16 protein-coding genes and 5 pseudogenes are annotated in these 24,419 nt (G+C 59.0%); 5 read left to right on the forward strand and 16 right to left on the reverse strand.

Going from position 1 to position 24,419, the window contains the following annotated elements:
• Positions 1-1,311: 1,311 nt before the first annotated feature.
• The 4 genes and pseudogenes from RPG13_RS31920 to RPG13_RS31935 all read right to left on the reverse strand — a co-directional run.
• The gene (locus RPG13_RS31920; protein ID WP_337126877.1) at positions 1,312-3,315 is read right to left on the reverse strand and encodes a class I tRNA ligase family protein; all 2,004 of its coding nucleotides are present in this window, start codon (positions 3,313-3,315) and stop codon (positions 1,312-1,314) included.
• A 335-nt stretch (positions 3,316-3,650) separates the two neighbouring features.
• Positions 3,651-4,430, reverse strand: a complete 780-nt coding sequence (locus RPG13_RS31925) for a phytanoyl-CoA dioxygenase family protein (RefSeq protein WP_337126878.1) — start codon at positions 4,428-4,430, stop codon at positions 3,651-3,653.
• 201 nt (positions 4,431-4,631) lie between these two features.
• Positions 4,632-5,936 carry a lysine N(6)-hydroxylase/L-ornithine N(5)-oxygenase family protein gene (locus tag RPG13_RS31930; protein WP_337126879.1) on the reverse strand — a complete coding sequence of 435 codons (1,305 nt, stop codon included), beginning with the start codon at positions 5,934-5,936 and terminating at the stop codon, positions 4,632-4,634.
• Positions 5,937-6,946: 1,010 nt separating this feature from the next.
• A pseudogene (locus tag RPG13_RS31935) lies at positions 6,947-7,197 on the reverse strand (1-aminocyclopropane-1-carboxylate deaminase); the annotation flags it as partial.
• Between the two features lie 286 nt (positions 7,198-7,483).
• Here RPG13_RS31935 and RPG13_RS31940 point away from each other — a divergent pair.
• Positions 7,484-9,285: pseudogene (locus RPG13_RS31940) on the forward strand (ABC transporter ATP-binding protein).
• Between the two features lie 618 nt (positions 9,286-9,903).
• Here RPG13_RS31940 and RPG13_RS31945 read toward each other — a convergent pair.
• The 6 genes and pseudogenes from RPG13_RS31945 to RPG13_RS31970 all read right to left on the reverse strand — a co-directional run.
• On the reverse strand, positions 9,904-10,917 hold the full coding sequence (locus RPG13_RS31945) for a 1-aminocyclopropane-1-carboxylate deaminase (RefSeq protein WP_287230642.1): 1,014 nt from the start codon (positions 10,915-10,917) through the stop codon (positions 9,904-9,906).
• Between the two features lie 280 nt (positions 10,918-11,197).
• The gene (locus tag RPG13_RS31950; RefSeq protein ID WP_287230639.1) at positions 11,198-11,590 is read right to left on the reverse strand and encodes an exopolysaccharide production repressor protein; all 393 of its coding nucleotides are present in this window, start codon (positions 11,588-11,590) and stop codon (positions 11,198-11,200) included.
• On the reverse strand, positions 11,587-11,904 hold the full coding sequence (fdxB, locus tag RPG13_RS31955) for a ferredoxin III, nif-specific (RefSeq protein ID WP_287230636.1): 318 nt from the start codon (positions 11,902-11,904) through the stop codon (positions 11,587-11,589). The genes RPG13_RS31950 and fdxB overlap by 4 nt, the downstream gene beginning before the upstream one ends.
• On the reverse strand, positions 11,901-12,101 hold the full coding sequence (locus RPG13_RS31960; protein ID WP_287230633.1) for a CCE_0567 family metalloprotein: 201 nt from the start codon (positions 12,099-12,101) through the stop codon (positions 11,901-11,903). The genes fdxB and RPG13_RS31960 overlap by 4 nt, the downstream gene beginning before the upstream one ends.
• The gene (locus tag RPG13_RS31965) at positions 12,089-12,577 is read right to left on the reverse strand and encodes a DUF269 domain-containing protein (protein WP_337126880.1); all 489 of its coding nucleotides are present in this window, start codon (positions 12,575-12,577) and stop codon (positions 12,089-12,091) included. Before RPG13_RS31965 ends, RPG13_RS31960 begins: the two co-directional genes overlap by 13 nt.
• A 380-nt stretch (positions 12,578-12,957) precedes the next feature.
• Positions 12,958-14,054: pseudogene (locus RPG13_RS31970) on the reverse strand (TlpA disulfide reductase family protein); the annotation flags it as partial.
• 1,249 nt (positions 14,055-15,303) lie between these two features.
• Here RPG13_RS31970 and RPG13_RS31975 point away from each other — a divergent pair.
• Both RPG13_RS31975 and pyrE read left to right on the forward strand, forming a co-directional pair.
• The gene (locus RPG13_RS31975) at positions 15,304-16,077 is read left to right on the forward strand and encodes an acetoacetate decarboxylase (protein WP_287230628.1); all 774 of its coding nucleotides are present in this window, start codon (positions 15,304-15,306) and stop codon (positions 16,075-16,077) included.
• A gap of 1,050 nt (positions 16,078-17,127) precedes the next feature.
• Positions 17,128-17,724: an orotate phosphoribosyltransferase gene (pyrE, locus tag RPG13_RS31980; RefSeq protein ID WP_287230625.1), complete on the forward strand. Its 597-nt coding sequence runs from the start codon at positions 17,128-17,130 to the stop codon at positions 17,722-17,724.
• Positions 17,725-18,833: 1,109 nt separating this feature from the next.
• Here pyrE and RPG13_RS31985 read toward each other — a convergent pair.
• The 4 genes and pseudogenes from RPG13_RS31985 to RPG13_RS32000 all read right to left on the reverse strand — a co-directional run.
• On the reverse strand, positions 18,834-19,346 hold the full coding sequence (locus RPG13_RS31985; protein ID WP_442921376.1) for a hypothetical protein: 513 nt from the start codon (positions 19,344-19,346) through the stop codon (positions 18,834-18,836).
• A gap of 64 nt (positions 19,347-19,410) precedes the next feature.
• A pseudogene (locus RPG13_RS31990) lies at positions 19,411-19,710 on the reverse strand (SidA/IucD/PvdA family monooxygenase); the annotation flags it as partial.
• On the reverse strand, positions 19,629-20,270 hold the full coding sequence (locus RPG13_RS31995) for a SidA/IucD/PvdA family monooxygenase (RefSeq protein WP_337126881.1): 642 nt from the start codon (positions 20,268-20,270) through the stop codon (positions 19,629-19,631). The pseudogene RPG13_RS31990 and the gene RPG13_RS31995, both read right to left, overlap by 82 nt.
• Positions 20,218-21,174: pseudogene (locus RPG13_RS32000) on the reverse strand (flavin-containing monooxygenase); the annotation flags it as partial. The gene RPG13_RS31995 and the pseudogene RPG13_RS32000, both read right to left, overlap by 53 nt.
• 336 nt (positions 21,175-21,510) lie before the next feature.
• Here RPG13_RS32000 and RPG13_RS32005 point away from each other — a divergent pair.
• Positions 21,511-21,696: a hypothetical protein gene (locus tag RPG13_RS32005; protein WP_287230621.1), complete on the forward strand. Its 186-nt coding sequence runs from the start codon at positions 21,511-21,513 to the stop codon at positions 21,694-21,696.
• A gap of 53 nt (positions 21,697-21,749) precedes the next feature.
• On the forward strand, positions 21,750-22,346 hold the full coding sequence (locus tag RPG13_RS32010) for a hypothetical protein (protein ID WP_337126882.1): 597 nt from the start codon (positions 21,750-21,752) through the stop codon (positions 22,344-22,346).
• 9 nt (positions 22,347-22,355) lie between these two features.
• Here the strand turns inward: RPG13_RS32010 and RPG13_RS32015 are convergent, their stop codons facing one another.
• Together RPG13_RS32015 and RPG13_RS32020 are read right to left on the reverse strand one after the other, a co-directional pair.
• Complete coding sequence (locus tag RPG13_RS32015; RefSeq protein WP_287230616.1) at positions 22,356-22,526, reverse strand: hypothetical protein; 171 nt, start codon at positions 22,524-22,526, stop codon at positions 22,356-22,358.
• 1,170 nt (positions 22,527-23,696) lie between these two features.
• A complete protein-coding gene (locus RPG13_RS32020; protein WP_127209745.1) occupies positions 23,697-24,035 on the reverse strand; it encodes an ArsR/SmtB family transcription factor in 339 nt (112 codons plus the stop codon).
• Between the last annotated feature and the right edge of the window lie 384 nt (positions 24,036-24,419).

Consider the following 24,419-nt stretch of genomic DNA (forward strand, 5'->3'; position numbering starts at 1 on the left):
GATGATGATGATGATGATGCGGCCCAGGCCTGCTTTCCCTGCTGTTGCCGTCGAGGAGGTCGTGGATCTCACCGCCCCATGCGGAACGTGACATCGCGCAGAACGCGATGCACGACGTGAATCTTTTCGATTCGGAGGGCTGGATCAGCATGTGTCTGGCTTATCGCTTCTGCCCATCGGCGCCGCATCACTGCCTACCACGGGCGGCATTCGACTCGGAAACGGCCATGCCCCCGCGATGACAACCCGACACCGGGATCGACAGCCACCCGCAATTGAAGGGCCAATCACAGCCTGGTCGTTGCGCAAACTGATGCCCATCACGCTCCCCTGACCCAGGAGACGTCTGGCGCCTTATCCATCGGGCCAACCGCCCTGGGGCCGATCCAGGCAATTGAGGATCGAGCATCGGTCGGGCGTAGGCTGGGTTGCGAGTTCGGCCTTTGGTTGGGAGGACCGGCTTAGGACGCGCCTACGAAACTGGACGTGGCGAGGCCACACTGGAGTATGCCTTCCCTGAAATGGTGCTGCGCTAAGTCAAGCCAATCCTATCAATGACAACACTGCCTTCGCAGAAATGCTTGCAAAGCTAAGCTTTCAACCTTTCGACCTATGTGATTAGGCATCGAAAGGTGCGCGGCTCGCAAGAAGCAGGTGCCCGTGGTCAGACATGCAATGAGCCGGTTTGATGGCAGCGACTACAAGGCATCGAAGCTTGCGAGTTTCCTGCCACCCCAGCCGGAGTTTCCTTTGCGGGGAGCGATCAACTGCTTTCCTCATGCGAAAGACGGGTGCTTTGTGGAGAGCTTTGCCCCATCTGCCGAGGTGATCTCGTCGAAGCTAGCGGCTTGCACTGCGCAGGCCTGCATCTCCGTCCAACCCGCGACTGTCTCAGCTGCCTCCTAGGCGTCCAGCGGCAGTCCGCTGAATCAGCTTGTCCGGTTTTCGGACTCATAGAGCCTCCGGTTCAAGCTTCAGCTGAGCAAAGCAAGCAATTCCCGCCCCGGGCATAATATCTATGATTCCTTCGCGCGCGAGCAGCGCTCACATCTCATCGCTCACGTAGCTGACTTTCCGTTCCTTGAACCGGTAACGGGTCTCGGACGCATGGAGGCCGGCCACGACATAGGGATCGGGCTCAACCGTAAACGCACCATGGATTTCCGACGTTTCCAAAGAGCCGCGCTTGCCCCAGTCATCGACCAGAGCGGGCGTGAACCTTGTCGCCTAGGTCAAAGCTGTCCAGAAGCGCGGCGCCGCCGCGTATGGTGGTTTGCTAGCCTCGTAGACATAGTTCACCACCCAGGTGTCTCATATCGATTGCTGGTGCTTGAGAATAGAATTGTCGGATTTGGTGTAGAACCCTAGCACAGGTCCGAGATCAAAGATCGTCCCCGGCGCAAGGCGCCGGACAGACGTGGGCCATGTTTCGGTTGAGACGCCATCTATGCCTCGCGCCAGCGTGCGGGCAAATCGGGGCATCAGCGGTGCGAGTGTCTGCGCCAGGATCGCAGCGGCCGTAGCCTGAAGCGCAAGCGAAGTCCGGGTGCGGGCGGGATAGAGACGCCGCGCCGCTGCATAGTCTTGCGCCTGACGGTAGATCACGCAATCGCGCACGAAATCGCATGCCTGCGCGGCCGCGCGCCGGACCGAGAAGCCATCGTCCGAATAGGCGCGTTCGATCGCCGCGCGATGGATCTCTATCCGAGCAAAGAAGGCGCGGTCGGCCGGAGCCCAGTCGCCTGCGTCGGGCACACGGCCACCAAAGTCTTTCTTGATTTCCTGGTCCAGCCCATCAAGCCAACTCAGCCATATCCGTTGGAATATCTCGTTCTCGGTGCGGCGTAGCGCGTCCCGCGTGAAGTTCGTCCGCTCACCTTCCGGGCGTGTCAGGCCCAAATGAAGACGCACGATGTCGACTGTCTTTGGGCCCAGAACCTCCTTGCCCCAGACCGCATGGCCGCGGCTGGTCGAGAACTTCTGGCCGTCGAGCAGGTAGAACTCGTTCACATGATAGCGGATGCGCGGCGTCCAGTGGGAGAACACCTCGGCATAAAGAGCGGGGTAGAGCAACGCGTGGTAGAAGGAATTGTCGAAACCGAAGAAATGGACGATCTGCCAGTCATTGCTGGGCGTCGCCGCATTCCAGTCGCGACCAAGCAAGCGAGCTAGCGCCTGGATCTTGTAAAGAAAACCGAAGGCCATCTCCGGCCAAACCCAGATCACCTGCCCCGGGAGCCCTTCGGCCGGCAGGCCCCAGTCCGAGGGGTGGGTAATGGGCACGGAAAAGTCGCCGCGTTGACGTAGACGCGCGAACAGGTCCATGATCCGAACGGGAGCTCCCGACGCCTTTAAATGCCGGTCGATATTGTCGTAGCACCGTTCTAGCGCAAGTTCGGCACGACGCACGGAGCCGACCACCGGCGCCTCGGCCGAGTGCCGCGACCGGACTGCACCCAGGTCATGGCATAGGTTCGGCGCGCCGCATTCCTCGCAGATGTTTCCGCCAGCTGAGCCACCGCAATCGGGGCAGAGGCCGCTTACATCCGGTTCGTAAAGGTAGTCGCCTGTCACTGCATCGAAAAGCGCAGGGCTTTGGCGCAAATCTACCGCCGTGCTGCTCAGAAGGCTACGGAAACACGCAGCTTGAAACTCTGCATAAGCATCATCGCCCAACGTAGGTAGGAAGCTGTGGACCTCACAGTCGAGGAGTGCAAGCGTGGCCCTAATCTCGTCCGCGTAGTGGCGCGCCACCTTTGAGGGCGTCGATTGATCGGCGTCGGCACGCGTGGCGACGTAGCTCTGGTAATCGTCGCTTCCAGTCAGGTGATAGGCTTCGGCCCCTTTCATGCGCAGGAAACGCGTGTAGACATCGGCGCCAAAATAAGGGCCAGAAAGATGCCCTAAATGCAGATCGCCATTAGGCGTCGGCGGCGTCGAGAAGACGAAGACCGGCCGGCGGGGAGCCGCGACCTTCGCAGCGGCATCGAGAGCGGCCTTGCCGTCACGCCAATAGACATCCACGAAATTTAGATCTTCGTCCCCTTCGTTGCGCAGCACATGCGCTTCAAAAGGATGGAACAGAACGACATCGCCGGCTTTGACCGAGATTTCCCCAAGGTCGGTCGTGACCTTGCCCGCGCCAGACAGGACCACGAAGGCCTCGATTTCGTCGTGCCGATGGGGCTCGGATGTGACCCCCGGTCCAACCTTTCCGAATGAAAATCCCGTGCCAGCGCTTCCCGTTCCAAGCGTGGCCATGTCGATACCGAAAGCCCGCGACAGCTCCGTTCGAGAAAACGTGGATTTGCGCATGACGAACCTCAGCTGTTGAAGCAGTGGTATCTTCGTGCGAACGCAACAGCCTCCTGTGCAAGTTGCGAAGCAGAGGCGGTAGCCCGACCCGTTGGCGGCCCCGCCAGAATAATCCGGCTCTGGCCCCCAGGCGGGCGACGACGGGCGCGCCAGTTAGGGCTTTAGGCGTCACAGAAGCCGCCCGGCGACCACCTCTACAAACAATCGACGTGCCGAAGCATCGTAACGGCTGCGGGCGATGCTCCACTAGCCGGCAAATCAGAACGCCATACTCTCTGCGCATTTTTTGAGCGGTCGATCAGTTTCATGTGCATGCCTCGCCTGGCTGCGTGAGCTCAATCGCGATAGAAAATTCCATTTGGGGGCTTGAGTTTGTTGAGATCGGCCACTTTGCCCTCGGGAGGGTTGAGGGCGCGCTTAAGCACGTTATATTCAGCGCGGGTCGGTCCACCGGTTGAAGCACGCTGGAACACCAAGTAGAGTGTCCGCCGCGAACTATTGCTTTTGTTCGGTTTTGAGTAATGCGGTGCGTAATCGTCGAAGATGAAGATGTCGCCAGCCTTCCATACTACGGGTTCCCAGGAAAACATTTCGGCGACTTCAGGATCGATCACCCCGCCGGCATCCATGGTAAATACCCCCTTTTTGTGGTTGCCGGGGCTGAAGAAAAGCCCGCCGTTGTCCGGGTCGGAGTCGTCAATGCCAATCGCAACGACCGCATGGACCATCCGCTCGGGCAGTCTGTGTGGAATGTGGTAAATGTCCTGATGCGGGCGATAGCCGCCGCTGTCGGGATAGTGGAAAATCAGCAACTCCTTGAGCCTGCGCGAATCTTCGCCAAGCAAGTCCTCGACCGCAGACTTTATGCGCCGATCTTCTAGGAGCAAACGACGCAATGGATCATGGAAGTCCAGAAAATTCTCGACCTTAGAGGTGATCTTTCGATTGTCCGTCGTTTTCTCGAACCACATGAGCCATTTATCATCGCTGACCTCCCAGCGTGATACATCTTCAACATAACTGGAGATACGTTCCAGAGCTGCGGGATCGAAGAATCTTTCGAGCGTGACATATCCGTCTTTCTGCCACTTTTCTCTTTGTGCATCAGTCAACATGCGAAAAGCCTCCTGTTGGAAAGACTGGTTGGTCGAACATTCCGGTTAGGGCAATCGGGCGCTGGTCAGGTTGTGGGTCGACGGAAACAGTACTCCACGGCATATGGCACGACGCTAAGTGCGTCTCGCTCTCCAGCCTCCGCTGCAGTGAAGGCGGAATCGTTCCTTGGATGCCACCGCCAATGGTCAGTAGTCGGCCGGTCATATCCCGCTGCCCATTTCTTCTGCGACGGTGTCGGACCAGCTCTCGACAGAGGTAGGGCTGATGAAGCCGGGATGCTCGGGGTTGGCGCGCGGCGCGCGCCCCAGAAGGCTGTCGAGGATGCGACGCGCTCGCCAGGCCAGCAGGCTTAGATTCGGATCAGCCAGCCCACGTTGTCCTAGGCTCGCGTTCTGTACGAAGATGCGTCTGTCATGCGGTCCGTCCCAACACACCGAAAAATCTTCGCAAATAGCCAATTCGTTGTCGATCTTTTCCAGCCGGTCCGCCATCGGTTCCAAGAAGCCTGGCACCGCGTTCTCGTAACCGGTGGCCAGGATGACGATGTCGGCCGTGACTTCTTCGATCTCCTCCATGCCGTGCTGCAGGGTGAGTCTGTGGCCCGCGCCGGCGTTGATGCAGTGCGAGACAGTGCAGCCCGGCCGCAGTGTGATTTCGCATCGGTTTGGCTCTAGAAACGCGTGGCGGTATAGCGCCTGATAGATCGCGCGCAACGTGCTTTCCGAAATGCCGTCCGAAGCAAGCATGAAGCGCCGCAGGAACAGCTTGCGCTGCGACTCGCTCATTGCCGCGAAACGATCCGAAAAGCAGGGCATGAACAGCTCGTTTGTGAACGGGCTGTTGTCGATGGGCAGGTAGTTTTCGCGCTGCGAGGCCCAAATGATCGAAGCAGGCCGGCGTTCTTTTGGCAGGGCGACAAGATGCAACAGCACCTCGGCTCCTGACTGTCCCCCGCCAACCAGGCAGACCTGTTTGTTATGCACCTCTGGATGGATGTGCAGTAAATCAGATGAGTGGAACAGGTTGCGTCCAGTCCAGCCCTGAAACTGAGGCGGAATATGCGCCTGCTTGCCAATGCCGACCACGACGTTCCTGGCGCCGAGAACCGCGTTATCGGTGCGAACCCGAAACTCGCCGTCAAAGCGGATTTCGCGCACCGTCTCGCCGCCGCGGACGAGCGGATTCCTTTGGAAGGTCCAGTTCAGGTATTGCTCGAACTCAGCTCTGAGCACGGCCTCGAACTGTGCATTCAGGAAGTGGTACAGACGCCCGTTCTCGTGCAGGTAGTTTACGAAAGTGTAGGCTGATCGCGGATTCACCAGCGTGACCAAATCCTTGAAGTGGCTGACCTGGAGCTCCGAGGAATCGAATGCGCTGCCTGGGTGCCAGCGGAAGTCGACTTGCCGATCCAAGAACAGTGCCCCTTGCCCAATTTGCTCGTGCATCTGGCACGCAAGGCTCAAATTAGACGGCCCAGCACCCACTCCAATGCAAGAGAGCTCCACTTGTCTTTCTCCTATAGGTGCTTCCCAATTAGGCGATCTTCGCGGGGAATATTGGCTATCGGCTTCACGCTCCACGCGGGCATTCTCGACTGCGGTGCCGCTGGATTTGCTAGATTTTCTCCCCGCTTTCGTGTGGTCGGCTGTGAAGCCCATGGATCCCAGCCAAGTGATGAGATCGACACTGATGCCGGCGAGTTGTGGGGCGTGGGCGGGATCGACGTAGCTCCTCTCGCTTTGATGATGATCGCGTCTCGCTCAGCGAGATGCTTTCGAACCTTATTCCGTGTTTTAATCGGGCGCAGTCGCCCGCCTTCGACATGATGCGCGGACCTTTGACCGGCTTGGGGATCAGCGAGGACGCGATCTCGAATGCGGTACAGCATTTTTCCGTGAGCCTAATCATAAGAGGACATCCGCTGATGTGTTCGGAAGATTCTCTGCATCGAACGTGCCAGAAGGAAATTATCATGAAAGCAATGGGTAACTGGTTTGTGATCCCGTCGGTTATCCGACATTGAGGGGGAACCTTCCGCCGGCGGCCGATTTACAACGTCGCTGTCATCTTGCCGCTAGGGCTAATAGGCCAGCTCCGCACCGGAAATTAGGGACGGCCGGCAACCCAAGTTTACGGACTGTGGCGCGGAAACGGCTCTTGCCACCTCCTCGAAGCGCGAATCTGAAAAAGACGCCTTCGGAAGGCGCGGCCTCCAGGAGGTCTCTCCCGTCTTGCGAAAGATCGAGGCGAGATTCGGATGCCTTCTTCACTCACTCGAGGCGCAGCACTAAAGATGGTCACACAGCTATGTCGGGGGCATGTATGTGCCCCATCCTGCAGCACCACGAGCCTGACGGTGCTCGCGACCGGCGAGACGCATTCGGTCGCAGCTTTGTCGAGGCTGCCTTCAGGCGGTCGGGAAGGAGATATTCTGGGACGGCGAAGGTGTTGACGAGTTGGCCGCGAACGGAGGAATAACGCGGCGCTGATCCAAATAGACAAACGTTGTTTTGGGCCGTACCTCTGCTCCCATGGTCCGCTCAATAGAAAATGTCGCCGACCCGGTCGTAGTCTGCATCTCATGCGGACCCAGCTCTCCTGAAGTAGACGACATCTCATGCCAATCTTGGCGGCAACCGTCGCGATCATACAGTTTGGACTGCCACTCCGCGATGGAGACAAGTATGTCGACATCTGACGTGGTCGCGTCAGGAATGACGTATTGAGCTTACGCCGCATGTTTTCGCCGAATGCAAGATTGCCGTTGCCGAGAAGCCCCTTAGATCCTGTCGTCAATGTCCGCATTTGCCTCCATCCACCGCCGGTTGTCGAGTCCGTGACAATTGTCCTTGGCCTGTCGGACTCTCAACGCGTTGAGCAACAGGCAGAAGTTTTGAGCCCTTTTTGTAGTTGGCACAACTTTTGATGCTGACCGTTTGAAGGGCAGCAGGGGCTGCCCACCGATCTTATTGTGGTGGGTGATGTCGAAAATTCCAGTTTTGTCATTTAACTTCCTTAGGACGGAGCGTGTTGATGCGCCCGCTTTAAAACAATGAACCGTTTCCCCGTCCATCAGCGCGGCGCCACTTCTCGTGGTGTTCTCGCCTTGACTGTGCACCACTGGCACAGGCAGCCGGCCCGGCTCGCGATCATCATGGCCGCGATGCTCGCCTCCACGCTGGCTGACGTGCTGATGCCGATCTATTCGGGCCGTCTCATCGATGCTGTTGCAGCTGGCGCTGCTGTGGCAGCACCAACTTGGGATTCGGCCCTTGCAGCCTTCTCTGTACCGATTGCGCTAGCGCTCGCTGCCATCGCCATGCGCCACATCGCCTTCATTGGCATTACCGACCTTCTGCTGAAGATGATGTCCGATGTCGCGAACGAAGCGTTCCATCATGTCCAGCGCTTTTCGACAGACTGGCATGCGAACACCTTCGCCGGCTCGACAGTGCGCAAGATAACGCGCGGCATGTGGGCGCTGGACCTCCTAAACAGCACTATACTACTCGCGCTGTTTCCGTCCTTTATCATTCTTATAGGTTCGACGGCAGTGCTCGGCTGGCACTGGCTGATCATGGGCGTGATCTTTGCTTGCGGCTCCCTCATCTACCTTGCATTTTCGATTTCGCTGGCGCTCAGCTATGTCGCGCCGGCGGCGAGCCTTGCTAAAAGATGGGACACAAGGCTCGGCGGCGCGCTTGCGGATGCGGTTAGCTGCAACGCTGTGGTCAAAGGCTTCGGCGCGGAGGTCCGCGAAGACGAGCGGCTCGCAAATATCATGACCAAATGGCGGCACCGCACGCGCCGGAGTTGGGTGCGCGGAACGATCATCGGCTCAACCCAAGGCGTCACTTTGGTTGCGCTCAGGGTGGCGGTGATCGGATATGCCCTGCTTCTGTGGACTCACGGACAGGCAACGCCGGGCGAGATAGCATATGTTATCACGTCCTTCATCATCCTACAGGGCTATCTGCGTGATGCCGGCATGCATGTCCGGAACGTGCAGCGCTCGGTTAATGATATGGAAGAACTGGTTGCCATCCACAACCAGCCGCTCGGGGTTGCTGACAGTCCAGAGGCCAAGCCGATCCGGATCACGAAGGGCCGCATCGATTTCGAGAACGTCCATTTCCGCTACGGCAACCATCCTCTGCCGCTCTATAGCGAATGTTCGCTGTCGATTGAGGCTGGCGAAAGGGTCGGGTTGGTTGGTCCCTCCGGTTCCGGCAAGACAACATTCGTGAAGCTCATCCAGAGACTCTATGACCTGAGCGGCGGCCGGATCCTGATAGACGGCCAGGACGTCTCCGAGGTGACGCAAGAGTCGCTTCGTTCGCAGATCGCAATCGTGCAGCAAGAGCCAATCCTGTTTCACAGGTCGCTCGCCGAGAACATTGCCTATGGCCGGCCTGGCGCGAGCCAGGCCGACATCGAGCAAGCGGCACGACTGGCCAGTGCGCACGAATTCATCGCGCCCCTGCCGAAAGGCTATGGGACATTGGTCGGCGAACGAGGCGTGAAGCTCTCCGGCGGCGAGCGCCAGCGGGTGGCGATCGCGCGCGCCTTCCTCGCGAATGCGCCGATCCTCATCCTGGACGAGGCCACATCGAGCCTCGATTCGGAATCCGAGGTTCTCATTCAAAATGCAATGGATCGGTTGATGGTTGGTCGGACCACGCTTGTCATCGCACACCGGCTGTCGACGGTCCGCGCGCTCGATCGGCTGCTCGTCTTCGATCGTGGCCGCATCATTGAGGACGGCGATCATGCCGCGCTGATCGGTCTCGATGGCGGCATTTACCGCCCCTCTTTGAACGGCAGGCGTTGGAACTAGCGAAGGGCCTTGCCTGAGCGCCAACCGGATTGCGCGATGCGCTGGCCCGTTGCCGGAGAGGCGCGTGGCCTGTGAGCGCTTACCGAACAAGCGCGGGCGGCGACTGCCGGCGGTCGGCGGGGCCGGAAAACGGCGGCAATGTCGGCGGTCATTTGGGTGTGGAAATGCGCGGCGCCCTCCCTGCCGCCGTTACCCACATCTCGCCAAAGGAATCGAAGTCAGCGCACATTGAAATGGTGGCGGTCCTTTCCGGCCGGCTGGTACCCTGTCGCTGGCCCTACCCTGCCCAGGACGTCAACGCATCAAACTCCCTCCGGTTCGCAATGTTGTCTCTCAGAGTCTGGAAGCGCAGGAATCTCCGACCGCAGCCTTCGCTCAGATCTCGTCATTTGCTCCGGCGGATTGGATCCCATCCTCTTGCTCACGAGTGGCAGCGGAGCACGAACTCGCCGGCCTTGTGTCTTTGATTACAGCCAACCGTAGGAAGGAATTGGGAATCGCCTGCCCTCTGCGGAGCGACTGAACAGTCCGCAGATCATCGACGTCGCGAGATTGATCGCGGCCTCCGGCTCAGCGCTGACCGAGGTTATGCACGTCCGGTACGGCAGGACGGCGGAATCGTGGTCTGCCGAACGTCAGCCGTTGCGAAAGGTGTAGCCGTACCCGTTGATCGCCGGCGCGCCGCCGAGATGTGCGTAGAGGACCCTCGATCCCTGTGGAAAGAAGCCCCTCTGGACGAGATCGATCATCCCTTGCATCGATTTGCCCTCGTAAACGGGATCGGTAATCATGCCCTCGAGCCGCGCGCATAGACGGATCGCCTCCTTGGTTTCCTCGGATGGAATGCCATAACCCGGGTACGCGTAGTCCTCGAGCAACACGACGTCATCCTCGACGATTTCCGTTCCGAGCTCGACGAGCATCGCCGTATGTTGGGCAATGCTAAGCACCTGCGCCTTTGTCTTTGCGGGGGTGGCAGAGGCATCGACACCGATCACGTTGCGCTGTCGACCGTCCAAGGCAAACCCGACGATCATGCCGGCATGCGTTGAACCCGTGACAGCGCAAACGACAATGTAGTCGAAGGCAAACCCAAGCTGTTTCTCCTGGGCGCGCACCTCCTCGGCGAACCCGACATAGCCGAGGCCGCCGTACGGGTGAACAGACGCCCCGGCTGGTATCGCATAAGGTCTGCCGCCCCTTGCCTTGACCTCATAAAGCGCCTTTTCCCAACTATGGCGGATGCCGATGTCAAAGCCCTCGTCGACCAGGCGCACCTCTGCGCCCATGATGCGGCTCAGAAGAATGTTGCCGACCCGGTCATAGACAACATCTGCATGTGGGACCCAGCTCTCCTGAACCAGGAGACATTTCATGCCGATCTTGGCGGCGACCGCTGCGACCATCCGAGTGTGGTTGGACTGCACGCCGCCGACGGTGACGAGCGTATCGGCATCTGACGCGATCGCATCGGGGATGATGTATTCGAGCTTGCGCAGCTTGTTTCCGCCAAACGCGAGACCGGAGTTGCAGTCCTCGCGTTTGGCGTAGATTTCTACCTTGTCGCCCAGATGCTGGCCGAGGCGGCCGAGCCTCTCGATGGGCGTGGGCCCAAAGGTGAGCGGATAGCGTTCGAATTTTTCCAGCATGCTTTCTCCAGCAAGAGGTGATTGGGCTGCACCAGCTACGAACCGGTGAGCCCAAGGGCTTATTGACTTGAAGCCAGCCCCATTTCGAGACGAGTGCAGAACAGGTTCATCGTTGTTCCAGCGCCGAGTTCGTCATTGCGACGAAGCAGCCCCGCATCCGGCGTGCTGCGATGACTTATGTGCCCAGTTGACCAACACCTGCATCTCCTGGCGTAAGAACAAACCGAATGCGGTCGCGGCCGACTAACAAACACGTTTCCCTATACGGTCAGCTCAGTGATCAGAGCGATCCAAAGTGATGTCGACTGAGCACTGCTCTGGCGACCGCGCCCCAAAGCAACAGCGCTATGCTGGGCAGCTGGGACACAGCTGAAATTTGATTCCGCAGCCGATCAGAGTCAGGCGACTGATATCGAGCTTCCTTGAAACCATCGACATGATGGCCCCTGTGGCGAGCTGTGCAAGCGCGGCTAGACCGCCAGATAGAAAAGAGCACGCTGCCGAAATAGCCGACCTGAAGCAGCAGCGAACATGCCAGCGTCGTGACGACTGCCAGACGGATCGAATCCGCAGCGAAGTAAACAATCAACGCATTGCTGCACAGGACCAGCCCCAGGAGCCGACAAAAGGATATGAAGTGCACCGCGTTCTCCTGGTTTGTCCGCCAGATCATGCTGCGAGCTCGTCGGCCGCGACATGCGTCTGGCAGTTCTTTGGGCAGACTCGGCCGCAGGCTCCGCAGCCGATGCAGCGGCCGGCATCATCGACAACCATGATCATGCGATTGAGGTCGCCGTCGAAATCGTCGTCATCGTCATCGCAGGGGCCGAGGATTTCACCCGCGTCATCGACGCCGTGAAGATGCATGACATCGCGCGAGCAGACTTTGAAACAACGGCCGCAGCTGATGCAGATCTTGCGGTCGATGAAGGTCAGGTACGACGGCATCCAAATGGAGCCGTCACAAGTGGTGAACGTGCGCCTCATCGTACATTCTTCATTGTCGAGAGCTCTCGCTTGGCAGCATCCAACTCGGCATAAAGGGCGTGGGTTTTCTCGGCAACTTCTTGTATCTCGGTCCACTTGACCGGAAGATCCTCGACAAGTTCATGCAATGCCATCTTGGCAATAGCTGAACGCAACTGAAGCTTTCGGACTTTCTTCCTCATCTCTAGGTATGACATAGATCCTTCCTCGAACAATGCTTTTCTTTACGCGCGCTATCTCGGGCTAGGCTTCGCGTATCTGCAGTTGCATCGTCGACCAGTTTCGTACCGGCCTCAGCGAGTTTGCGGAAGGTCTCGAAGCCGAACCGGTGGACGTCTCGACAAACCGACCAACCTCCCGAAGCCCCCACGGGTTTCATTCCAACTATTGTCGACGTCGACACGCCGGAGCGCTCCTCGATCGCAAGCGCCACGGCGGTGTAAAACATGTCGAGCCTCCACAGCGCGTCCGGATCGTGATCGCCGATGACCGGGGTCGCACGTCGCTGTTCCTTGGTGATGATGAATTTGGCCAGCAGCGCGGCGTCGGAATTGCCTTCCCATAACCCGAAGGAATCCTGAGTACGGATCAGCCGCAGGAGGCATTTGACGAACGGGCGAGCAAGGGCCTCGTCGTCCTTGTTGACAGCAGGGCCAACCGGTGCATGAGGCATTTCGTTTTTCCTCAATTTCGGTCTCGTCTTCAGAGGACGATTTCTTTTTCCTGCGATGCCTACTTTGGGTCCACTTGCGTGGCCGACGAATGGCTTGGGCGGGCCGGTCGCAATAGTATCCCGTGGCCGACCTCGACATTGCCACGCGTGCGAGACCTTCCACCGCGGCACGAATTCACGGCGAACATCACCTGCGCCGCGATCCGACCGGACGTCAACGCAATTGAAATCCAACCTGCCGCAAGCCGCCCGCCCTTGCTGCACGACATAGTTGCTACGAAACGGGCCACGACTGGGCGGATCGGCCAGTGTTCAATTCCAATTGTCATCCCCTGCGCGACCTTGCTCAGGAAGTGACTGCGTTTTGAGTTTCGGATGCCTTGTTTTTGCGGAGCCACACAAAGATCCGCGTGACAGGCAGGCTCACCCGTGTAGTTGGCCAGTGCGTGGAGCAATGGGGTAAGGTAGTGCTGTTTGGCGCGGTCCGATATTGGCCCCAGATGGTCCAGCGATTTGATTGCCACCTCGATCAACTCGATCGCGCGATCTTTGTTGCCGCTCTCGTAATAATACTGAGCAACCGGATAAACGGGCCATCGCCTTGTGGGGGATTTAGTGTCAGTATCTGTTCCGAGAGCTCGTTGCCCATCGCAAAGCGCTCAGCGCGCGGAAGATGGGAATTGTCCATCGAGGGATCGAAGAGTTGGTTCAGGGCCAAGGCCATCCAAGACACGGCCTCGGACGTTTTGTCGATCGCGTCCTCGACTAATTTTCGCATGAGCGGCATGCCGGTCTGCATGTCGCGCAGCTTGTGAAGCAGTAAATCCGCATGAGTCAGCCGGAAATCGTAAGAGTCTGGCATCAAGGCGAGACCTTCTTCGATGGCCAAGAGTGCCGCCGTCCAATCCTCGGCCTGCATCGCCGGCCGAAGTTTGGCGTATATTGACCGTTCGCGCGCTCTACTTTGGTTATTTGCGATTCGCTTTGCATCGGCGGCTTTCGCTTCATAGCTGCTGCGCCAGCTGCCGTTGAGGACTTTCGGCAAAACGTCATCGAGATGCGCCGGATGGCCGATAAAAGCGATGTGGCCGTCGCGGTCGACCACGAACGAGGCGGGAATCCGGAGTGAAGAACTGGGTTCCATCCACAGTCGCTTCATTTCACCTGTGTGATCGAACGCGATTCGATAATTCAGATTCGAGAACTTCTCGGTCAGCCAGGTATCCAACCTGGTCCGCGCCTCGTCTGCGGTTGGGCCCTGTTCGAAAGCGGCAACTCCGACGACCTCAAATCCGCTGTCTTCATATTTCTCTTGCAGTTCAATTAAATGGGGCATGCCCGTTACACATGGTCCGCACCAAGTCGCCCAGAATTCAACGAGGTAAACCTTGCCGGTCTGAAAGTTCGTGAGGGGCTCGCCACGCAGCCAGTTCTCCACTTTGATCGGAGGAGCCGGGGACCCCATACGCAGTTCCATGTTCGTATCCAAAGTTATCTCACCTTTTCGTCGCTTTTGTCGCGAGTTGGTTTCTCTGTCAGAGTCGGAACACACGAGGCACGAGGCCATCGCTCCTCTTGCGCGTCGCTGCCATCGGCCCTCTCACAGTGTTGCCTCCCATCAAGCTGCAACGGACGTGCCAATTCCCTCAGCTCCGGTAAGCGGCGGGGAATGCTTTGAAAATTCTCCACGAGCCCAAATACGGCCGATTGTCGTGAACCCGACATGTCTTCTGCCGCTGTCGGGTTTCGAGCCAGCCGCCATAAGAAGGTACGATTGGGTCGGATAGGCATTCTGCCAGCAAATGAGGTCCGCTGTATTTCTCGCGATGGATGACAGGCGTTGTCGGGTGATCGGGCACTATGCAAGGCGCGCCACGCGGACCAGCGCCTCGAACCGCACCGGTAAAGACGGCCAGGGTAACAGGACGGATATCGCAAGTTCCCTTGAAATGTCTCGTCCCCCTGCGGCGGAGCGCGTCCAGCGTGAACGCTCACCTTCCGGGCCTGGCAGCGCCGAATGGGTACGCACGACGTCAACCTGCCTCTGGGCCCAGAGCCCCCTTGCCCCAGCCGCATGGCCGCGGCTGGTCGAGAATTTCTGGTCGTCGAGCTGGTAGAACTCTTTCACATGATGGCGAATGCGCGGCGTCCAGTGGGACAACACCTGGGCATAAAGAGCGTTAATTCCCGGGCCGACGGTGGTGGAGCATAGCGCCCGGTCGGAGCTATTTGCCTGAGGGGCGGAGATCCTCTTGCGCACGAACGAGACGTCCTCCCAATCGGCAAGCGGTCCCGTTCGGCGCTATCCGATGTCCGACAACGTCGGATACATAACGTAGCTGAGCAAGATCTATCGCTTTACCTCGAACGATTTCTCATTTGGCATGGCGCATGCGCGTTGATCCGCAAACCCCGTCATGAGGAGAAATCGGAGCTGGCGCCACTCCACTTCCTCCTACCACGAGGGCAGACGGGAAGCAGCGCCTTCAAAAGAGGAACAAAATCAATTTACCTCGAATGTTGCCTCTCGACCACAACCGGAGCCAGGAACCGCGTCCGCGACCATCGCCAATGAGCGCGCCCCAAGGCAATTGCCCAGCGCAAAATGGCTACGCGCGATTACGCCATGCATCCCTTACGAGGCTAACGACAGCACCTCGGAGAGCCTCGCCGCCACCATGCAGACCGATCTAAGCCCAGTTGATCCAGCACAAAGGAATTCAAACATGCACCAAGACACCGTACGGGCTAGAGCTTTCGCCATGCCCCTGACCAGCCCGGCGTATCCGGCCGACCCATATCGCTTCCGCAACCGGGAGTATCTGATCATCACATATCGCACCGATCCGCAGAAACTGCGCGACCTTGTGCCGGAGCCGCTTCAGGTGTGCGAGCCTCTGGTCAAATTCGAGTTCATTCGCATGCCGGACTCGACGGGCTTCGGGGACTACACAGAAGGCGGACAGGTCATCCCTGTCTCCTTCTGTGGCCGCAGGGGGAGCTACACCCACTGCATGTTTCTCGACGACCATCCGCCGATAGCGGGCGGACGCGAGTTGTGGGGCTTTCCCAAGAAGCTCGCTAGCCCAACGCTCCGAACGGAGACGGATACCCTTGTTGGCACGCTGGACTACGGGCCGGTCCGCGTCGCGACGGGTACCATGGGCTACAAGCACCGAGCCGCCGACCTCGCGAGCGTGAGGGCCTCGCTCGCCGAACCGAACTTCCTCCTCAAAATCATCCCGCATGTCGACGGCACACCGCGCATCTGTGAGCTCGTGGAATATCATCTAGAGGACATCGATCTGCGGGGCGCCTGGACCGGCCCGGCAGCCCTGAACCTCTGGTCGCATGCGCTTGCCCCCGTCGCCGAACTGCCAGTGCTGGAAGTAGTCTCGGCCGTACACCTCGTCGCAGATCTCACGCTCGCGCTCGGAAAGGTCGTCCACGACTATCTCGCGGAAGCCGAGCCCTCGCCATCGGAAAGGAAGAAACCATGAACTTTTAACAATGATTTCTCATTGAATCAACGGGACGGGGAGCCGGTGGCCGGCTTCTCGACAAGGTGGCGCTGATCACCGAAGCCGCGAGCGGGGTCGGCAAGATAGCGCGGTTCGGCCGCGAGGGAGCAAGAGTGGTCCGCGGATCTTGATCACAGCGAAGTCCAACAACGGCGTCCGGGATCGTCCGGGATCGATCGATTGACAAAAAATGGTTGCCAGCGTGAGGGGCAGGTGGAAAGCGGCTGATGCAGGCGATCGAAGCCTTCGGGCGCCTCGATGTCCTGGTCAGAAACGCCGGCGTCCAGGACGTAGCGCCGCTTGTGAGTTCTGCCACTAGGCACTTCCCGCCCGTGATAGGCTCCATGTCACGGTGTCGGCGAACTCAATGCCACCAAAATCAGTGTAAGGCTCGGCCTGCTGTTCGGCGTCTGCCTCAGAGGCAGACGCTCGCCCCTGTCGCCGATATCGCGTAAAGACTCGGCCGGAGGGGAGGTGGACTACGGCCTACCTTGGACTTTGCTGCTGGTTTTTACCGTCGTCAGACGAAGCGAGCCGAAATGTTGCGCCGCGGTGCTGATGAAAGAAATTCTCGGCAGCTCGAACTTTACCTCGCCTCTACGAGGAGGTTGCACGAAAAGCGCGGCCTTGCCCACTCGTCATCACAAGAGCGACACGGGCCGACATGGCGGCCGAAACGCTCACCTCATGCGCAACCTGGTTAAGAAGCTGGCGCAAACGGGGCCGAGCGAGGCGGAACTCGAGGGGGCGAGGATGAAACGCCCAAATCCTCAAAGAGACGGCCCGCGTCGAGAAAACCCGTGCCTGGCCGAGATCGGGCAAGGGCCGGTAGCCAAGGCTACCCAGCCGTAGCGAAGCCCGTGATCACGCTTTAGGCACCCAATAACGATAATGGAAAAATCTGCGCGAAACGGTCGCACCGGTATTGACATTAATTGACACACCCCGCGAACACTTGCATAAGCCACATAGCGGTAGTGACTAGGTGCATGCCGCACCCAATTTTTCCCTAGGGGCGAGGTCTGATCTATGGCGGCACTGGCGAAATTCAGACCAGTTGATTCCGGCCAACACGACAAGGACGAACTCCGCGAGATTGTCCGTGAGCGCTCTTTTCGATTCGGACGCTACACGCTCTCGTCGGGCATAGAGAGCGACATCTATTTCAACATGAAGCCTACCATGATGGTGGCGCGAGGCGCGCAACTTGCCGCTCTTGAGTTCCTAAAAATAGCTGAGCAAGTGAAAGCAGAGTACGTCGGCGGCCTTGAAATGGGAGCGGTCCCCGTAATCGGATCGATGGCGGCTGTCAGCTCGGTGATCAACAAACCCATAAACACGATCTTCGTTCGCAAGGCTCCAAAGTCCCATGGCACAAAGGACGTGATTGAAGGTCTTGGGCCTAAAGAAGATCTCGAGGGAAAAGTAGTCCTGATCGTTGACGACGTTGCCACAAGCGGCAATTCGATATTGAAGGCGATTGAAGAGGTTCGCCGCGTCGGCGGCATTGTGGGTGACGCTGCTTGCCTCGTGGACCGTGACGAGGGAGCTACGGCGCTGCTAGCCCAACATGGCGTCACGCTGCACTCCGTACTGCATGCGAGCGAATTTGTGGAACGCCACTGACAATCTCATACAACGTCTTTCCGGCGACCTAGCCTTAGAGGACATTCCGCCGCTTTGCAGCGAGTGCAGGCGCCTCGCGAGTAAGAGCGATTGCCCTTGCCCATCCTCCCTGCTTTTGGTGCAACATATGCTCGCTGCCGTTCACCAGCTGCTTGACGCCATTGACTACCTCTCAGAGCAAGGCGCCATTAGACTGAAGGCTTTTACCGATTATCTGGTGGCGGTCGTTCGAATAGCTTCAGAGAGCGGCGACGCGGCACCCTGGATTGATCTAGCAACCCGGTTTAGCGCTCTTTTCGGTCCCGACAAGGTTGCCCATTAATCTCGCGCTTATCGCTTTTTCGTGGAACGAGCAGCATCGTCGGCAAATGCGTCATCGATGCCAGCGGCATGCCGGCGCATATGCGAGCGTAAAAGCGCCGAGCAGCCGGTGCTGAATCTCGGACGTGACGCCGATTGGCGCGATGCGCGTTGGCTCGGGGCCTTGTGCCCAAGCATGGGTGCGTTCCCATTCCGCGGCATCATGCTCGCGATCCCGTCTGTGCCGTGCTCAAGCAAGCGAGCCCGAGCGAACCGCCCCGGTTGCGGATTTAGACAATCGTTGGTGGAGTTGGCTGACGAATTGGCGCGTTCGGCCTCGGTTGGAAGACCGGCTTGAGGCGGGCCAACAAAACGGAATTGGCGAAGCCACGCTGGGGTATGCCTTCACTGGGGTCGCGTCCCGCACGTGCTGTAGCGCAGCGTTAGCGAAGCCGCTCGCGAGCGCGCCCTCGATAGCGCTGAGCGGGCGAGCGGCTTCGGGGCGGGCGCAGGGGCTGGGTAGACTGGGCCGGACTCACCTCACCCGGTCCAGCCACGACATGCATCGCCAAAGGCAAGGACCCTCCCCGCTGACCGCGGGCTCAGCCATGGCCGCTGAGGCCGCTGCACTCTTTCGAGTGAACGTAAGGTCTTGTCGAGCGTAGGGGAAAGTCACGCCCACAGAATATTACGATGTGCCGCTGGGTCCGAGCACTTGTTCGGTCAAGATGCTCTCGGCTAAGGCTCCCGCCTCGCCGCAAAAAGGCGGACATCATTCCGCGGATGCCACCGCCGATGATCTCGAACATTCATATCCCGCTGCCCATTTCTTCGACTTGGAGGTCGGGCCAGCGCTCGATCAAGGCAGAGCTGATGAAGCCCAGATGCTCGGGATTCGCGCATGGGGCGCGCCGCAGAAGGCTATCGAGGATGCGGCGCGCTCGCCAGGCCAGCAGGCCAAGGTTCGGATCAGCCAGCCCCCGCTGCCCAAGGCTGGCGTTCTGAACGAAGACGCGTCTGTCTCGCGGTCTGTCCCAGCACACCGAAAAATCCTCGCCAATGGCGAGCTCATTGTCGGCATGCTCCAGACGGTCCGCGATCGGTTCCAGGAAGTCCGGCAGCGCGTCCTGGTACCCGGTGGCCAGGATGACGATGTCGGCGGTTACTTCTCTGATATTGTCCATGCCGCGCTGCAGGGTCAGCCTGTGGCCCGACCCGGCGTTGATGCAGCGCGACACGTTGCAACTTGGCCGCAGTGTGATGTCGCATTGGTGTGGCTCGAGAAATGCGTGGCGGTACAGCGCCTGATAGACTGCACGCAAAGTTGCTTTCTGAGATCCCGTCGGAGGCAAGCACGAAACGCCGCAGGAACAGCTGGCGATGCACCTCGCTCATCGCCGCAAAACGATCCGAAAAGCAAGGCGTGAAGAGGTCGTTTATGAACGGGCTATTGTCGAGAGGCATCTCGCGCGTCAAGACCCAAGTGATAGCCGCTGGCCGCCGTTCTTTCGGCAGGCCGACAAGGTGCAACAGCACCTCGGCTCCCGACTCTCCCCCGCCAACCACGCAGACATGCTTTTTGTGCACCTCAGGACGGATGTGCGCTAGATCAGATGAGTGGAACAGGTTGGGTCCAGTCCAGCCGTGAAACTGAGGCGGTATTTGCGCCTGCTTGCCAATACCGATGACGAGGTTTCTGGCGCTAAGAACCGCGTTGTCCGTCCGCACGCAAAACTCGCCGTCAAAGCGTATTCGCGGACTGTCTCACCGCCGCGGACAAGCGGATTCTTTTGAAAGGCCCAGTTCAGGTATTGCGCGAACTCGTCTCTGAGCACCGCCTGAAACTGCGCATTCAGGAAGTGGTACAGACGCCCATTCTCGTGCAGGTAGTTTACGAATGTGTAGGCTGATCGCGGATTGACCAGAGTGACCAGATCCTGGAAGTGGCTGACCTGGAGCTCCGCTCTTCGACGGGCGCGGCTCGTTCTTCGAGGGGCTAACATAGGATGACATCTCACAAATGCGTTCGGAAACTCCCATGCATGAAGCGTGCCGGAAAAGAAGTCTGCTCCCAAGCAATGAGCTCTGGATTCCAGCTCGTCCGGAACCCGACATTGTCGGATAACCGACGATGCGGGCAGATGGATGCTCGCGGCAGTGACCCTTCCACACCGCGGGCCGGGCAGGCTCAGGTCAGGCATATTTTCGCTGCGTCGAAATACGGTCGGCCACGTGTTTGGCATCATGCCAGACGCCCCAGATGAAGCTGGATCCTCTTTGCGACTGCCAAGGTAAACCCAGGAAATAGAGTCCGGGCTCGATCGAGACGCCACGGTGGTGCCTTGGCTGGCCCTTCTCGTTGAAGGCGCCGACCTTCAGCCAGCTGTAGTCGACAGCAAAGCCTGTCGCCCAGACGATCGCCGCTATTCCGGCTTCGGCCAGGTCGAGCTCGCGGATCGGATTGGTCACGCATTCCGGATCCGGGTCGATCCGACGGGCCGCGGGCTCTTCCGAGAGGTCGAGACGGTTGCGAGCGACATAGACGTCGGCTTCATCCAGCAGCGACATCAAGCCGGCGTCGCCGCGGGCAATGTTTTTCGCCAGATCGGGCGCGAAGCTCATCACGCCGTCCTGGTACGTGCTTGTCATACCGAGGAGCGTAAGCCCCTGCGCGGCCAGACGACGGAAATCGATCGTCTCGCCGCCGCGCGCGCCGCTCACCGCGACCGTGACGTGTTCGGTGCCGGGTCCCGGGGTCTCGGCGTCCCACTTGCCGAGGACGCCCAGCCACCAGCAGACGTCGCGCCCGCGATAGGCCCGCGGCGGGCGATCGTGAGGGCCCACCGAGAGGTAGACGCGCTTGCCAGCGCGCTGGAGTTCGTCCGCGATCTGCACGCCCGAGGATCCCGCGCCGACCACCAGCACCGCGCCTTTCGGCAGTTGCTCAGGGTTGCGGTGCGCGCTGGAATGCATTTGCAGCATGCCCACATCCCCGGGGACGACGGGCGGAATGACGGGGATCTGGAAAGGTCCGGTCGCGGCGACGATGCTGTTGGCTTCGATCACGCCGTCCGACGTCTCAACGCGGAATCCGGGCCGCCCGACATTTCTTTGCCCGAGCTTGACCTCCACGCCGCAGCGGATCGGCGCATGCCGTTATCTAGTTGACAAACCCACCGGCGACTGCGTGACAGGCTGGCCTCCCTAGGAGGCAAATGGTGCGCTGCACAAATTTTTTTGCCTTGCGGTGCGGCACAATAGCACCCTTTGGTGGTATTGTTGGTTTTGGGGCTGGACGGGGCGGCAATCCCAACGTAACGTGCGGCCAAGTCTCGGGAGGGAGCTTGACAATGGGTGATTTTCTGATAGGGCGCAGCCTTACCACTGGAAATGGCGTTAATAAACCTTACGTTAAGACCTGTTGTGCAACCAATCGGCGACGGGCTCGTTCCGTCTTCCAATCCCAACCCATTGAAGGAGGAACGCATGACGAATGTAATTGATCGCGCTGCTGATCTTTTGTTCCCCGAAGTAGGGAGCCGGGTTCGCAATGTAAAGTTTTTCTGCGGTGGTGATGATAACGTCTCCGCAGTCGATCTGGCGAACCAGATCCTTATTGCCGAAGAGCAAATTAGGGATGGTACAGCTAGAACTGTAAATAATATCGACTAGCGATTGACAGTTAGCCGCCTTCATGTAACGGCGCCTCCTAGGGAGGCGCCGTTATGCGTTTTAAAGATTTATACGACGAAGCTGTTGCCCAAGTTCAAGAGCCGCCGGTCCGGTTTGAGCTATTGAAGGCTCTCATCAATCAACGCCACCACGGCGTTGGCGAGATCGAAGTCAGAGCTATTTCCTATCCAGTCCAGAACCATCAAGCTCATTTTGTGACACTTGGCGAAGATCGGACAAGCGCGTATGACGAGGAATTCACTGTCGCTGAGATAAGGTATTGCGATGGTCTGGACGAGCATCCGAACGAACGCCGCTTCGCGCTCACGAAAGAGCTGATGCACGTTTTTGATACGGAAGAAGAGAAGACAAACACCCGCGCCAGGTTTGTCCAGCTTATGAGTGAGATCCAGAATACCCCGCTGCCTCAGCACGCCAGCGCTATGTACCTGTCGGAAATTGCGACAAAGTGGATGGCTGCTGTAATTCTGTGCCCCAAGCACATACGCCAGCCGCTTCTCGACCCCTACAGAGAAGGCACTATGAAAGAAGCCGAGATCGCGGCGAAGCTCCAAATCCCAAGGAGCTTCATTCCGGACATCATGGACGACTATTACAATAGAGCGTTTGACACGTTGATGGCCAAGTAGGGCTATCCGTCACCCTTTTTTGTCTCGGTGCTTCCTTCGCACTAGTTCTTCTATCTGTTCGTGCGTGAGCTTCGGCGCATGGGCAATCTTGTTCACCGCGTCGTCCGATTGATCGGTTTTCAGTTCGCGCGCCGCCTCGCGGAACTTGTCGATCTGCGATTTATCTTCCCGCTTGGCCATAGGAAATGGGCGGGGAGTGATCCCCGCCCAAACTCTATCTTATGAGGCGCGGCTGGGAATAGCCCGCCGCGCGCGAACTGAGATGGAGCATGGGAACTCCAGTCTCCCGGGAACTACCATTCTCGGGTCTGGCCGCCGTACCAAGCGGAAGATCACTCATTAAACTAGTTCGCAGATCGCAAGATGCGCCCTGGACAGGTATTGCGGAAAGTTGTGGGTGTGCCACCGCGCTCAGGTCTGCACCGGGTTGGGGGCGACCGAGGCACCAAGGCTGCGCCCGATGAAAGGATCGGGGCCGCGCCTAGGGGCTGCTTCGACATAGAGCAGGCGTAGCGGTCGAAGCCGGGCCGGGTGGATCGCAGAACTGACTGCCGTAATCGATGTCCTCAGTAACGATAGCACCGCCTGGCAGGAGCCGGTCCCATGCCCGTTCGAGAAGTCGCTCAGGTCTGCAAGATGCGTGAGCACGAAGCGGCGTAAACCAGCGCGGCTTTGTCTGCCGGCCAGGGATGGAGCTTGTCCGCGTCTGCCGATCCCTCGCGCAGCGGCATCTTCGCGCCAGCACTAGCTTGCTTTCGTCGAGGTCAATGCCGACGACGCGGCCATTAGTCCCGCCCCCGGCGCCAACTCGATGCTTACATTCCGCCCGCGCAGCCGGCGTCGATCACAGTGGAACCCGAAAGCGGCTTTAACCGATCGAGCAGCGATTGCGTTGAAGCCGCCAGCACGCGCGAAATGACGGTAAGGCGCGCCCGCCCTACTGCCGGCTTTGATGATGTGGGAGTGGGGGTCCCTTACTGCCATCGCATAGCGGCCTCTGTGATTCATGATTGACGGCGCCTCTCGGGCACGAAGCGACTTTAATGGAAGCGTTTGCGGAGTATCCGAAACGGAGAGGTCACCACACCGCGCCGATCGCTCCGGTACGATGGACATTTGAACCGCGAAAAAGCGGCTCGATCGTGACATTGTTCTGGGATGCCTCCGACTTGGGGCAGCCACGAAACCACGTCGGAACGTTGTGCCCGGACCAGACAGTCGTCGCTGCGCGGTTTTAAACTAAGAATCGTTAGCGACCCAGCCAGTTCTTGCATGCATGTCGTTACCCAAAACCGCTTTGCTCCCTCGGGTCAGGCCCAAGGGCAGGCTTTGGGCGACATGCGCTGGCCGTCAAGTGCCGGAGCGACGCGGGCGGTATGCCATCTGCCATAGCTCCCCCTCGCCGAAAATTCCGTCCAGCATGTTGAGAAGTTCGCGTACGGCATCGGATTTGCTGGAATAGTATCTCATCTGCCGGTCGCGCCGGGTCTCGACGAGATCGAGCGCCCGCAGTTTGGCCAGATGCTGTGACAGGGCCGATTGGCTGAGCAGAACCTTCTCGGCGAGAGCGCCGACCGACATTTCACCCTCAGCAAGATAGTTCATGATCAACAGTCGTTTCTCGTTGCCCATCAGCGCCAGAAACGCAGCCGCTGATTCGGCATTGGCGATTAGCTTTTTCGAGACCATCGATCCCCCATACTTTCCTGCTCATCGGACGCTATGGGGGGGCAATAGCGTCTGTTTTCCATAGACCTCACTCGCGAAAGTGCGCTGGCAATTCAACGCTACCGGGAATAGGTCCGATAACGACTGTCCACCGTAGGGCCTTCGCCTCGGGCGCGCCGGACAGCCGCGCACCACTGCGCACCCCAACCATGCCGGCGTGGCCGGAGACCAGACGCGTTTGCCCTCCAGCGAGATCATTTCACTTTAATTCGAGCGTGATTCTGTAGGCCCGACGATCGGCCTCGACCATTTGACGAGCTCATCGAAAGTGTTCTTTGGCTTCCAACCGAGCTTGGTGGCCGCCTTAGCAGGCGTCGCCAATCGGTAGGTCCAGTCGGACTGAAA

Source organism: Mesorhizobium sp. ISC15, from assembly GCF_037162615.1.
GTDB classification, from domain to species: Bacteria; Pseudomonadota; Alphaproteobacteria; order Rhizobiales; family Rhizobiaceae; genus Mesorhizobium; species Mesorhizobium mediterraneum.